The sequence below is a fragment of the Rhodococcus sp. GB-02 genome (assembly GCF_053470465.1).
Genome location: NZ_JBPUKE010000001.1, coordinates 1,272,758 through 1,284,971 on the forward strand (window position 1 = coordinate 1,272,758; position 12,214 = coordinate 1,284,971).

The following is a 12,214-nucleotide window of genomic DNA, read 5'->3' on the forward strand; positions in this document are numbered from 1 at the left end:
ACACGTTCTAGTTAATATGACCTGAGTCACAAGCTGTCGGGGGCTGGACTATGAGAACAGACAGTACTGCGGCAACCAAGGACGAGGAGGGCGAATGGTAGACCTCGTCGAGGTGCCATTACGAGCGGTCGGTGGCTTCTTTCAGATGTCCGCCCAAACCTTGAGGGCAGTCTTCTCCCGCCCATTCCAGCGGCAAGAGTTCATCGATCAGGCCTGGTTCGTGGCCCGAGTCTCGATGGTGCCGACGGTGCTGGTCGCAATCCCGTTCACGGTGCTGGTCAGCTTCACCATCAACATTCTCTTGCGTGAGATCGGTGCAGCCGACCTCAGTGGTGCCGGAGCTGCCCTCGGTACCGTCACACAGGTCGGCCCCATTGTTACCGTGCTGATCGTCGCCGGCGCCGGCGCGACCGCCATCTGCGCGGACCTCTCGGCCCGAACCATTCGCGAAGAGATCGACGCGATGAAGGTGCTCGGTATCAATCCGATCCACCGGTTGGTCGTTCCCCGGGTGCTCGCGTCGACGGGAGTGGCGCTGCTCCTCAACGGACTTGTCTGCACCATCGGCATCCTCGGCGGTTTCGTCTTCTCCGTGTTCATCCAGGACGTGAACCCCGGCGCCTTCGTCAACGGCATCACGCTGCTCACCGGATTCGGTGAGCTCATGCTCTCCATGGTCAAAGCAGGACTGTTCGGCATGATCGCCGGCCTGGTTGCGGCCTACCTCGGACTCAACGTCAAGGGCGGCGCCAAGAGCGTCGGTGACGCGGTCAACCAGACCGTCGTGTTCGCGTTCATGGCGCTCTTCGTCGTCAACGTGCTCATCACGACCATCGGTATCAAGTTGACGGCCGGATGAGGCACACGGCAGCTGGAGAGATCGAAGTGGACAGAACGACAAACGACGGACGGGAGGAGATCTGATGGCGTTGGCCGCAGCGGGACGCTTCCCGCGCACACGTCGACAGATCGGATCGATCTCTCGCGGTATCGACAGCATCGGTGATCAAGCGCTGTTCTTCGCGAAGGCTCTCGGCCACGCTCCCAAAGCGCTGATGCGCTATCCGCGTGAAACTCTGCGACTGATCGCCGAGATCAGCATGGGTACAGGGGCGCTCGCCGTGATCGGTGGCACCGTCGTGATCGTCGGCTTCCTGACACTGTTCACCGGTGGAACCATCGCCGTTCAGGGCTACAGCTCGCTGGGCAACATCGGTGTGGAAGCACTGACGGGCTTCTTCGCCGCCTTCATCAACGTTCGCATCGCGGCGCCGGTCATCGCCGGAATCGGCCTCGCCGCGACCATCGGCGCCGGTTCCACCGCGCAGCTCGGTGCAATGCGTGTCTCGGAAGAGATCGACGCCCTGGAGACGATGGCGATCCCGTCGATTCCGTATCTGGTCAGCACCCGCGTCATGGCAGGCATGATCGCGATCATCCCGCTGTACTCACTGGCGGTGATCGCGTCGTTCGTCGCCAGCCGCTTTGCGACGGTGTTCCTCTACAACCAGTCCGGCGGCGTGTACGACCACTACTTCACGACCTTCCTGATACCCACGGACATACTGTGGTCGTTCGCCCAGGCGATAGTCATGGCCCTGGCCGTCATGCTGATCCACACCTACTACGGCTTCAACGCAACCGGTGGCCCGGTGGGCGTCGGCGTCGCGGTGGGTAACGCAGTGCGCGCCTCGTTGATCGCGGTCGTCACGGTCACCCTGCTCATCTCACTCGCCATCTACGGCGGGTCCGGCAACTTCAACCTGTCGGGATAGGCGGGCAAGCGATGACCGTACCCAGATGGCACAAGAAGTTGGCCGCAGCCGGCCTGGTCCTTGGACTCGTGGCGATCGTTGCCGTTGCCCTGACCATGTTCTCGGGTGGGTTCACCAAGAGCACGCCCATCACCGTGACGTCCACGCGTGCCGGCCTGGTCATGGAACCGAACGCCAAGGTGAAGCTGCGCGGAGTGCAGGTCGGCCGCGTCGAATCGATCTCACTCGTCGGCGACCAGGCAAACCTGAAGTTGGCGATGGATCCGGGCCAGATGTCGAAGATTCCGTCGAACGCCCGGGTGGAAATCAAGACCACCACGGTGTTCGGTGCGAAGTACGTCAACATCGTGATTCCCGACGATGCCTCGACCCAGCCGATCCAAGAGGGTGCCGTCATCGCTTCGGACAGCGTCACCGTCGAATTCAACAGTGTCTTCGAACATCTTTCGGACGTACTCGCGAAGATCGAACCGGAAAAGCTCAACGCCACACTCGGCGCGATCTCCACCGCACTCAACGGACGCGGCGAGTCGCTGGGTGAGGTTCTCGAGCTCGGTGACACCTATCTGAAGAAGATGAATCCGGTTCTGCCGCAGCTCCAGGAAGACTTGGTCGGCGCCGCCGATGTCACCAACCTGTACGCCGACGTGGCACCGGATCTGATGCGCATCCTCGACAACGCCACCGCGACAAGCGGATCGATCGTGGCGGAGCAGGCAAACCTCGACCTGCTGTTGCTGAACGTCACCGGCCTCGCGGACACCGGCAACGCGTTGTTGACCGACAACGAGCAGAACCTGACCACCGCCCTCGACACTCTGACCGCGACGACGACCCTGCTCGACAAGTACTCGTCGGGTCTGACGTGCTTCATCGTCGGGTTGAACGACGGCCGGATCAAGTTCGAGCCACTGGCCGGCACCGGGGACAAAGCGGCACTGATGCTGAGTGCGAGCTTCATGTACGGCGCCGAGGCGTACCAGAACCCGCAATCTCTCCCCAAGGTCGCGGCCTCCGGTGGACCCAATTGTTATGGTCTGCCCGAATTCGATCCGAAGGTCGACGGGCATGCCCCGTTCGCAGTCACCAACACCGGCAACGTGCCTTTCGTTCCCAACACCGAACTGCGCGTAACCGTGCCGACCATTTTCCAGTATCTCTTCGGTGACTCCTACGAGCAGGAAGACGGGAAGTGATGAGACCGACCACGGTCAAGCTGCTGATTTTCACCGTCGTCATGGCGGTCATCTTCGCCGGACTGGCGATCGTCTTCAGTCAGGTGCGCTTCAGCAGCAGCAACGGATTTCACGCCACCTTCTCGGATGTATCGGGACTCAAGTCCGGCGACAAGGTACGTATCGCCGGTGTTCCGGTCGGGTCGGTGACCGGAGTGTCCATCGGTGACTCCAACCAGGCTGAGGTCGAGTTCGACGTCGACACCCAGTACTCGCTGATGAAGAGCACCAAAGCGACTGTGCGCTACGAGAACCTGGTGGGCGATCGCTACATGGAACTGCTCGAGGGCGCCGGTTCCACCGAGACGCTGCCGTCGGGTGGATCCATTCCGGTCGACCAGACCTCACCCGCTCTCGATCTGGACCTACTGCTCGGGGGGTTCAAGCCCCTGCTGCGCTCACTCGATCCCCAGCAGGTCAACGACCTCTCCGGGGCCTTGCTCCAGGTACTCCAAGGCCAGGGCGGAACGCTGGTTTCACTTCTGGGAAACACCAGTTCGTTCACCAATACGCTGGCGGACCGAGATCAGCTGATCGGGGACGTCATCACCAACCTCAACGACGTACTCGGCACGATCAACGACAAGGGTGATCAGTTCTCCACCACGATCGATCAGCTCCAGCAGTTGGTCAGCGGATTGGCGAAGGACAGTGGCCCGATCGGTAACTCGATCACCGAGATCGCCGGCGCGACCGGAGATCTCGCGTCGTTGCTGCAGGCGACACGTCCGGACATCCAGACCCTGATCGGAGAGACAAACCGAACGATGACGCAGCTGGACCTCGGCAAGGACGACATCAACACCGCTCTCGGTCGTCTGCCGTCCGACTACCGGAAGCTGATCCGAGTGGGCACGTACGGAGCGTTCTTCCAGTTCTATCTGTGCGCCAATACTTTCAAGTTCTCCGGACCTGACGGAACGACGATCATCTTGCCCACGGCAGTCCAGGACACGGGAAGGTGCGCAAAAGTCTCATGACCCCTACCCGTGAACGCAATCCGGTACAGATCGGTGTCATCGGTCTCGTCCTGGCGGTGGCAACCGTCGGTGCCACGCTTCAATACGATCAACTCCAGTTCATCAACGGCGGCATTCGCTACTCGGCGTACTTCCAAGATGCCGGCGGGCTGGTCGCCGGCGACAACGTGACCATGGCCGGCGTGAATGTCGGCAAGGTCAGCGACGTCGAACTCGACGACCAGAAGGTACTGGTCACTTTCACCGTTCAGGACGGTGTCGCCCTGGGCGAGCAGACAGCTGCCGACATCAAGACCAACACGGTTCTCGGGCGAAAGTCGTTGGCGGTACGGCCGGAAGGATCCGGACTGTTGCGTACGGATACGCCGATTCCGATCGAACGCACCAACTCCCCGTACTCGCTCAACGACGCGCTCGGCGACCTCGGGACCACGGTGTCCGAACTCGACACGGAACAGATCAACGATTCGCTCAACGCGATCTCGGACACGCTGGCCGATACTCCGCCGGAACTTCGCACCGCATTGGACGGAATGACGAGGCTCTCGCAGAGCATCAACTCGCGCGACGAAAGTCTGCTCCAATTGCTCTCGCGGGCCGAAGATGTCACCAAGATCCTCGCCGACAGAAGCGGTCAGATCGATTCGTTGCTGGTCGACGGCAACAAGCTGTTTGCCGAACTGAGCCTCCGGCGTGACGCGATCAGCGAACTGATCGTCAACACCGGAGCAGTCTCACGCCAACTGTCAGCGCTGGTGCAGGAGAACGAGGCCCAGATGGGGCCGACTCTCGAGAAACTGAATTCCGTCGCCGAGGTGCTTCAGCAGAACAAGGACAACATCGCCGGGGCGCTCGACGGCCTCGGACCGTACATCACCGCGCTCGGTGAGACCGTGGCCAGCGGCCCGTTCTTCGATGCCTTCATCATCAACATTCTGCCGAGCAACTGGTGGAAGACCCTGGTGGACACCAGCGTTGCGCCCGAGCAGGTGCCGGGCGACCTGGAAGACTTCTTCCCCGGTCTTCCGCCGACGATCAGGGGGCCGGGAGAATGACCGAGACATTGGATTCACGGGACTCACAGGGCTCCACCAACTCGCGCAAGAAGTGGGTGCTGATCGGAGCGGGTGTGCTGGTCGCGCTGCTCGTGGCGGGTGCGGCCTACCTCTTCATCCCCGGCCTGGGCAAGACCAAGATCTCCGCGCACTTCGTCTCGACCACCGGTCTCTACGAGGGCGACGTCGTGCGAGTGCTCGGTGTCAACGTCGGCGAGGTGACCAAGATCGAACCGCGTGATCGAGACACCTACGTCGAGATGAAGATCGATTCGAGCGTGGACGTTCCGGCAGATGCCAAGGCGCTCATCGTTGCTCAAAGCCTGGTGTCCGCACGCTTCGTGCAATTGACCCCGGTGTACTCCGGCGGGGAACAGATGACCAACGGCGGCGAGATCCCGATCGAGCGCACCGCCGTACCGGTGGAGTGGGACGAGATCAAGACCGAGCTCACCAAACTGTCGGACGCACTCGGACCGGAAGGTCTGGACGATCAGGGCTCCCTCGGACGATTCATCGACACCGTGGGAACGAATCTCGACGGCAACGGCGAGTCCATTCGGTCGACGCTGCGCGAACTCTCGGCCACGATGCACACGCTGTCCGAAGGCCGGACCGATTTGTTCTCCACCATTCGGAACCTGCAGGCGTTCGTCACTGCATTGTCCTCGAGCAACGAGCAGATCGTGCAGTTCAGTGGTCATCTCGCTTCGGTGACAAGCGTTCTCGCGAGCAGTTCCGACGAGTTGGGCTCCGCACTCAGCGATCTCGACCTGGCTGTGGGCGACGTTCAGCGGTTCGTCAAGGACAACAGCGAGGGACTGAGCGAATCGGTCGCGCGTCTGGCCGATGCCACCCAGGTACTGACGGACAAGCGCCCCGAGATCGAGCAGGTTCTGCACTCCGGACCGACGTCGCTGGCCAACTTCTACCAGATCTACAAGCCGGCGCAGGGCAGCATGACCGGCGCAATTGCACTGAGTAACTTCAAGAATCCGATCCAGTGGATCTGCGGTTCCATCGAAGGCATCGACAGTGGTAACTCCCAGAACAGTGCCGATCTGTGCAAGCAGTACCTCGGACCGGTGCTCAGCACGATGATCGGCAATTACCCCGGTTTCCTGTTCAACCCGGTCGCGGGCGTGCAGGCTTTCCCGGATCAGATCGTCTACACCGAGCCGGGATTGCAAGCGGCAAGTCAGAATCAGCCGGAAACCGTCGCAGGACCGATGTCAGGTGCTCCCATGACGAGTGTTCCCAAGGATCTCGCCGAACTCTTCAACATAGGCGGAGGGAACTGATGCGGGTAGCTCGCAAGACCACGGTTGCCGTGTTGGCCACAGCAGTGGCTCTCGGCACCAGCGGTTGTGAATGGAACGGCCTCAACTCAGTGCCGATGCCAGGCACTCAGGGACGGGGCGAAGGCGCGTACGAGGTTCAGATCGAGATGCCGAACGTGACTACGCTGTCGCAGAATTCGCCCGTCCGGGTGGATGACGTCGCAGTGGGAAGCGTCTCGAACATCGAGGTTCAAGGCTGGCACGCTCTGGTGACGGTGTCACTCAACCCCGAGGTTCAGTTGCCGGCCAATGCGACGGCAAAAATCGGTCAGACCAGCTTGCTCGGCTCTCAGCACATCGAGTTGGCGCCGCCGGTCGGGGAGGAGCCCGAGGGCCGACTCGAAGCCGGTGACTTGATTCCGATCGAGCGGGCAGGCGCTTTCCCGACGACGGAACAGACGCTGTCGTCGCTGTCGGTGGTGCTCAACGGCGGCGGTCTCGCTCAGGTGCAAGACATCACGAAGGAACTCAACGCAGCTCTCGGTGGGCGCGAAGATTCCGTTCGCGACCTCCTGCCTCAGCTCGATCAGCTGGTCGGCAGCCTGGACAAGCAACGAGGCGACATCGTTTCGGCGATGGAGGGACTCGATCGACTGTCCTCGACGGTCGAGGCCCAGCGTGACACCCTGAACAAAGCACTCGAAGGAATTCCGCCGGCACTCGAGGTTCTTGTCGCTCAGCGTCAGGACATCACCAACGCCTTGACCTCACTCGGTGGTCTCAGCGAGGTGGCGAGTCGCGTCATCCAGGAGAGCGGTGACGATTTCGCGACCAATGTTCGAGCGCTGTCGCCGACTCTGAAAGCCTTGGCGGATTCGGGTAATGCCCTCACCCAGGTTCTCGGAGTCCTCTTGACGTTCCCGTTCCCACAGAACGGAATCGACAACGTCATTCGCGGTGACTACGCCAACCTGGCGATGACCATCGACATCTCGCTGCCCCGACTCGACGCGAACTTCCTCACCGGAACTCCGTTGGCCGGAACGCTCTCCGGACCGGAAGGCGTGTTGGGCAAGCAGGCGGGGCTGGCCGGACAGACCGGCAACCCGTTGAGCGATCCGCTCAAGCCTGCCGTGCCACCCGCACAGGCTCCCGCAGACCAGGCTCCGGCGGCGGATCCGAATACCATTCAGATTCCGGGACTCCCGCCGATCAACATTCCAGGACTTCCTCAGGGGGCACCGGCACCATGATGCTCACAAAGTTCGTCCGCATCCAGCTCACCATCTTCGCCGTCTTGACGGTCGTCGGATTGATCGTGATGGCCACCCAGTACGTGCGTGTTCCCGCGATGGTCGGTATCGGCCGATACGACGTCACCGTCGAATTGCCCGCCACCGGTGGACTGTACAAGAACTCGAACGTCACCTACCGCGGTCAGACCATCGGCGTCGTGAACGCGGTGGAGTTGTCGGAGACGGGCGTGAATGCGCGTCTCTCCCTCGAGAGCGGCGTCAAGGTGCCCGCGGACGTCGACGCAGCAGTCAAGAGCGTGTCGGCGATCGGCGAGCAGTTTGTCGATCTGATTCCGCACACCGACAGTTCCGGTTCGATCGTGGTGGACGGTCATCTCGAGAACGGATCGGTGATTCCCGAAGACCGAACCAGCATCCCGCAGGATGTCGGCGCGATGCTCGACCAGGCAGATATGTTGCTGCAGAGCATTTCCGACACCAAACTCAAGACCGTCATCGACGAATCCTTCAAGGCGTTCAACGGTGCCGGCCCGGATCTGCAGAAGCTGATCGACTCGGCTCGGCTGTTCGTCGAGGAAGCGAACAACAATTCCGACGCGACCAAGACGCTGATCGAGCAGGCCGGTCCGCTCCTGGACACTCAGGTGGTCAGCAGCGACGCCATCCGTTCCTGGACAAGCAATCTGGTGACGTTCACCGACCAGCTCCGAGCCAGCGACCCAGATCTGCGTGCCATCATCCAGAAGGGACCGGCTGCAGCAGCGGAGGCGAATGCACTCCTGCAAGACTTGCAGCCGACATTGCCGATTCTTCTGGCGAACCTGGTGTCCGTCGGACAGGTCGGCGTGATCTACAACAACGCGATTGAGCAGATTCTGGTCATCTACCCGCCACTGGCCGCTGCGCTGGTCACGGTGGCCGGCTCCGGTCCGGCTGCGGACGGTGCGCTGGTGGACTTCCACATGGAGGTCAACGACCCGCCGCCGTGCACTACAGGATTCCTGCCCGCAGATCAGTGGCGTAGCCCGAAGGACGAATCACCGATCGAGACGCCGTCAGACCTCTTCTGTCAGGTTGCCCAGGATTCGCCGATCGCGGTGCGCGGCGCGAGAAACCTTCCCTGCGCGGAGTATCCGGGAAGTCGTGCGGCAACGGTCGAGCAGTGCCGTTCCGGCTACGTACCGATGGGCACCAACCCGCAATCCGGGCCTCCGGAACCGATAACCGCGACCCCGAGTTCGTACACGTCGACGCCTTCGGTCTCGGCGCGTCGGTACGATCCGATTACAGGCAAGTACATCGGGCCGGACGGAAGGACGTACTCGCAACCGAACCTCGGTGGCGGCGACGTCAGTCTCGAACAGTTCATGAAGGGTCAGCAGGGTTGATGACAGACGAAGATCCACAGGCCGGGCAGCGGGTGCGCCGTCGCGCGTCGCGCAGCGCCGGACCCACGGGTGCGGATGCAGACGCTGCCGCGGTAGTAGTGCCCACCGAAAAGAATCCAGCCGAAAAGAAGCCGGCCGAACAGAAGACAGCCGAACAGAAGCCGGCTGAACAGAAGTCGGCGGTCCCAGTTTCTCTGGGCAAGACCGATACTCCACCTGAGAAGGTCGTCAGCAGTGGCTCGGAAACCGCCACGGCCGGCGGAAGTTTCACCACGCCTGCTCGTTCGAAGCCCAAGGCCGGGCTGGTAGTCGGGATCGCCGTTGCTTCGGTGATCGCCATTGCTCTTGCTGCCCTGACGGTGTTTCTCCTCGTCGATCGAAACAAGGCGTCCAATGCCGACGAGGACCGAGCGCGCTACGTGGCCGGAGCCCGGACCACCGCACTGAATCTGACGACCCTGCATGCGGATACAGCGGCCGCCGACCTCGACAAGTTCCTCGCCGGCACCACCGACGAGTTCAAGTCGCAGTTCGACGGTCGTAAGGATTCGTTTGTCGACGTCCTCGGGCAGGCCGGAGTTCAGACCGACGGTGAGGTGCTCGAGGCCGGGTTCGAGAAGTCAGACGGCGATTGTGGGACTTCCCTTGTCGCGGTGCGAGCAATGCAGAAGAACGGTGACGAAGCGCCCGCCGAACGCAACTACCGACTCCGAATCACCATGTGCGACGTCGACGGGCAGTTGCTTGCCTCGAATGTGGAGTTTGTGCCATGACCCCAGAAGAAGTCCCAGAGACGGCCAAGCAAAAGACCGAGGCCACCGGGGTTTCGCCGAAACCCAAGCGCGTCTCACCGCTCGCCATCGTTCTGTGTGTGATCAGTGCAGTGGCCATCGCGTTGGCGGCAGTGTCGGCGTATCTCTACTTCGGCCCGGACGGAACGCGTGACACCGCAGCAATCGATCAGACCAGAGACGAAGTGGCGCAGGCTTCTTCCGATCAGGCGGTAGCGATGTTCCAGTACGACTACAACAACGTCGACCAGCAGTTGCATGCGGCCACAGATGGTTTGACGGGTGATTTCCAGGGCACGTTCACCAATCTGATCGAATCGGTGATCATTCCGGGGGCCAAGGAAAAGTCGCTGACCGTTCAGGTGGTCGTGCAGGGCGCCGCGGTTCTCGACGCCGAGGCAGACAGTGCGACGACGATGCTGTTCCTCAATCAGATCACCACGTCTTCGGAGTCGCCCGAAGCCGTTGCCAGTGGCAGTCGCGTCAAGATGAGTCTGGAGAAGCAGGACGGGCGTTGGCTCGTGAACAACGTCCAACCCTTCTGATCAAACACACGAAGGCTGGAGCCGGACGTGAAACAGGCTGGAGCCGAGGAGATTTAATCTCCTCGGCTCCAGCCTGTTGCATGCTTGACCTCAGTGCTCTCCAGATTCGGCCGGGGCGATCAGCGCTGGGCCTGCTGCGCCGCCGTGCGCGAGCGCATCGAGGAACGAACGTGCCCAGCGGTCGACGTCGTGCGTCAGGACCTGACGACGCAACGCGCGCATGTGGCGTCGGCCGTCCTCTCGCGGTTGATTGAGGGCCTTCTCCATCGAATCCTTGACGTCGTCGAGGTCGTGAGGATTGCACAGGAATGCCTGGCGGAGTTCTGCTGCAGCACCGGTGAATTCGCTGAGCAGCAATGCGCCACCCAGATCACTGCGGCAGGCGACGTATTCCTTCGCGACCAGGTTCATGCCGTCGCGAAGCGGCGTGACCAGCATGAGGTCGGCAGCGACGAAGAACGCGACGAGTTCGTCGCGTGGGATCGGCCGATGGATGTAATGGACGACGGGGCGGCCGACTTCGCTGAACTCGCCGTTGATTCGGGAGACCTTCTGCTCGATGTCTCCGCGCATCTGTACGTAGCTTTCGACGCGTTCGCGGCTCGGGGTCGCCAACTGCACCATGACGGTGTCGGCGGGATCGATGCGCTTCTCCATGAGAAGTTCGTGGAGGGCGGCGAGCCTGACGTCGATGCCCTTGGTGTAGTCGAGGCGGTCGACACCCAGCATGATGTGCTTGGGGTTTCCAAGTTCTTTGCGAATCTGCTTGGCGCGGTCCCGAATTGCCTTGGTGCGTGAGAGTTCGTCGAGCTTGCCGGAATCGATGGAGATGGGGAAGGCGCCGACGCGGACGCTGCGGAAACCTACTTGCACCACACCGAGTTTGGAACGCACGCCGACGGTTCCGCGTGAAGTCTGCTGCCCGGCAAGGCGTCTCGCCAGGAAAAGGAAGTTCTGTGCGCCGCCGGGAAGATGGAAGCCGATGAGGTCGGCGCCCAGGAGACCTTCGACGATCTCGGTGCGCCACGGCATCTGCATGAACAGCTCGACCGGGGGAAACGGAATGTGCAGGAAGAAACCGATGGTGAGGTCGGGGCGAAGCATCCGCAGCATCTTCGGTACCAACTGCAGCTGGTAGTCCTGGATCCAGACGGTCGCGCCCTGTGCCGCTGCCTTGGAAGTGGCTTCGGCGAACCGCCGGTTCACCTCGACGTAGGCGTTCCACCATTCGCGGTGATACTCGGGTTTGACGATGACGTCGTGATAGAGCGGCCAGAGGGTGGCGTTGGAGAATCCCTCGTAGTACTCGTTGATCTCCTCGGCGCTCAGCGGCACGGGGTAGAGCTCGAGTCCGTCTTCGACGATCGGGTCGAGGTCTGCGTCTGGGACGCCGGCCCAGCCCACCCAGGCGCCCTGATTGCTGCGCAGGATCGGCTCGAGGGCGGTGACCAGTCCACCGGGGCTTCTCTTCCAACGGGTGGTGCCGTCGGGAAGTCGTTCCAAGTCGACGGGCAGGCGGTTAGCTACGACGACGAACTCGGCCTGCCCGGACACGGTGTCACCGGTCGAAGAAGCAGGTGCGCTGTCAGAAAGGGTTGAACTGGTCGAATCCGGACTGACAGGCACGTGGTTCCTTCTCGGTCGGTGAGGGAAAGATTCAGTCGAGCTTGGCGGCGGGGGAGATACCGAGCATCGAGAGCAGCATCCTGCACTCGTCGGCATCTTCCGCGTAGGCAGCGACAACGCGCTGCGCCATGCGCGCTGTTTCCTCGGCGACGGTCTCGATTTCCTCGTCCGCGATCTCGGTTTCCACGGTCGTGTTCTCAGCCATCATGTTCCTCTCGTGCTTGCCTGCACGGCGCAAGCAATGATTCTTACTCGCGACTCTATGAGAACTGGGCGTGTCGAC

12 protein-coding genes are annotated in these 12,214 nt (G+C 61.8%); 10 read left to right on the top strand and 2 right to left on the bottom strand.

Annotated elements, in window-relative coordinates; all coding sequences use genetic code 11:
• Window positions 1-94 precede the first annotated feature (94 nt).
• The 10 genes from ACSW29_RS06090 (at window position 95) to ACSW29_RS06135 (ending at window position 10,305) form a co-directional block, all read left to right on the top strand.
• Window positions 95-859 (top strand): MlaE family ABC transporter permease, encoded by a 765-nt coding sequence (locus ACSW29_RS06090; RefSeq protein WP_003945687.1) that lies wholly within the window; start codon window positions 95-97, stop codon window positions 857-859.
• A gap of 64 nt (window positions 860-923) precedes the next feature.
• Entirely contained in the window at window positions 924-1,775 is an 852-nt protein-coding gene (locus ACSW29_RS06095; protein ID WP_283307006.1) for an MlaE family ABC transporter permease, read from the top strand.
• 11 nt (window positions 1,776-1,786) lie between these two features.
• Window positions 1,787-2,971 (top strand): MCE family protein, encoded by a 1,185-nt coding sequence (locus ACSW29_RS06100; protein WP_448276838.1) that lies wholly within the window; start codon window positions 1,787-1,789, stop codon window positions 2,969-2,971.
• The gene (locus ACSW29_RS06105; protein ID WP_283307096.1) at window positions 2,971-3,990 is read left to right on the top strand and encodes an MCE family protein; all 1,020 of its coding nucleotides are present in this window, start codon (window positions 2,971-2,973) and stop codon (window positions 3,988-3,990) included. Before ACSW29_RS06100 ends, ACSW29_RS06105 begins: the two co-directional genes overlap by 1 nt.
• Complete coding sequence (locus ACSW29_RS06110) at window positions 3,987-5,045, top strand: MCE family protein (RefSeq protein ID WP_317828346.1); 1,059 nt, start codon at window positions 3,987-3,989, stop codon at window positions 5,043-5,045. Before ACSW29_RS06105 ends, ACSW29_RS06110 begins: the two co-directional genes overlap by 4 nt.
• Window positions 5,042-6,346 (top strand): MCE family protein, encoded by a 1,305-nt coding sequence (locus tag ACSW29_RS06115; protein ID WP_448276839.1) that lies wholly within the window; start codon window positions 5,042-5,044, stop codon window positions 6,344-6,346. The genes ACSW29_RS06110 and ACSW29_RS06115 overlap by 4 nt, the downstream gene beginning before the upstream one ends.
• Window positions 6,346-7,578 carry an MCE family protein gene (locus ACSW29_RS06120; RefSeq protein WP_448276840.1) on the top strand — a complete coding sequence of 411 codons (1,233 nt, stop codon included), beginning with the start codon at window positions 6,346-6,348 and terminating at the stop codon, window positions 7,576-7,578. Before ACSW29_RS06115 ends, ACSW29_RS06120 begins: the two co-directional genes overlap by 1 nt.
• A complete protein-coding gene (locus tag ACSW29_RS06125) occupies window positions 7,575-8,969 on the top strand; it encodes an MCE family protein (protein WP_448276841.1) in 1,395 nt (464 codons plus the stop codon). Before ACSW29_RS06120 ends, ACSW29_RS06125 begins: the two co-directional genes overlap by 4 nt.
• Window positions 8,969-9,742 (top strand): hypothetical protein, encoded by a 774-nt coding sequence (locus ACSW29_RS06130; protein ID WP_448276842.1) that lies wholly within the window; start codon window positions 8,969-8,971, stop codon window positions 9,740-9,742. The genes ACSW29_RS06125 and ACSW29_RS06130 overlap by 1 nt, the downstream gene beginning before the upstream one ends.
• Window positions 9,739-10,305 (top strand): twin-arginine translocation pathway signal, encoded by a 567-nt coding sequence (locus tag ACSW29_RS06135; RefSeq protein WP_230814891.1) that lies wholly within the window; start codon window positions 9,739-9,741, stop codon window positions 10,303-10,305. Before ACSW29_RS06130 ends, ACSW29_RS06135 begins: the two co-directional genes overlap by 4 nt.
• A 90-nt stretch (window positions 10,306-10,395) precedes the next feature.
• Here the strand turns inward: ACSW29_RS06135 and ACSW29_RS06140 are convergent, their stop codons facing one another.
• Together ACSW29_RS06140 and ACSW29_RS06145 are read right to left on the bottom strand one after the other, a co-directional pair.
• A complete protein-coding gene (locus ACSW29_RS06140; protein ID WP_230815097.1) occupies window positions 10,396-11,859 on the bottom strand; it encodes an alpha,alpha-trehalose-phosphate synthase (UDP-forming) in 1,464 nt (487 codons plus the stop codon).
• A gap of 103 nt (window positions 11,860-11,962) precedes the next feature.
• On the bottom strand, window positions 11,963-12,136 hold the full coding sequence (locus ACSW29_RS06145; protein WP_214886961.1) for a hypothetical protein: 174 nt from the start codon (window positions 12,134-12,136) through the stop codon (window positions 11,963-11,965).
• Window positions 12,137-12,214 lie beyond the last annotated feature (78 nt).

What these genes read in the sequence shown, in the direction of transcription:
- ACSW29_RS06090 (WP_003945687.1), top strand. Translation starts at nt 95, where the DNA reads ATGGTAGACCTCGTCGAGGTGCCATTACGAGCGGTCGGTGGCTTCTTT.
- ACSW29_RS06095 (WP_283307006.1), top strand. Translation starts at nt 924, where the DNA reads ATGGCGTTGGCCGCAGCGGGACGCTTCCCGCGCACACGTCGACAGATC.
- ACSW29_RS06100 (WP_448276838.1), top strand. Translation starts at nt 1,787, where the DNA reads ATGACCGTACCCAGATGGCACAAGAAGTTGGCCGCAGCCGGCCTGGTC.
- ACSW29_RS06105 (WP_283307096.1), top strand. Translation starts at nt 2,971, where the DNA reads ATGAGACCGACCACGGTCAAGCTGCTGATTTTCACCGTCGTCATGGCG.
- ACSW29_RS06110 (WP_317828346.1), top strand. Translation starts at nt 3,987, where the DNA reads ATGACCCCTACCCGTGAACGCAATCCGGTACAGATCGGTGTCATCGGT.
- ACSW29_RS06115 (WP_448276839.1), top strand. Translation starts at nt 5,042, where the DNA reads ATGACCGAGACATTGGATTCACGGGACTCACAGGGCTCCACCAACTCG.
- ACSW29_RS06120 (WP_448276840.1), top strand. Translation starts at nt 6,346, where the DNA reads ATGCGGGTAGCTCGCAAGACCACGGTTGCCGTGTTGGCCACAGCAGTG.
- ACSW29_RS06125 (WP_448276841.1), top strand. Translation starts at nt 7,575, where the DNA reads ATGATGCTCACAAAGTTCGTCCGCATCCAGCTCACCATCTTCGCCGTC.
- ACSW29_RS06130 (WP_448276842.1), top strand. Translation starts at nt 8,969, where the DNA reads ATGACAGACGAAGATCCACAGGCCGGGCAGCGGGTGCGCCGTCGCGCG.
- ACSW29_RS06135 (WP_230814891.1), top strand. Translation starts at nt 9,739, where the DNA reads ATGACCCCAGAAGAAGTCCCAGAGACGGCCAAGCAAAAGACCGAGGCC.
- ACSW29_RS06145 (WP_214886961.1), bottom strand. Translation starts at nt 12,136, where the DNA reads ATGGCTGAGAACACGACCGTGGAAACCGAGATCGCGGACGAGGAAATC.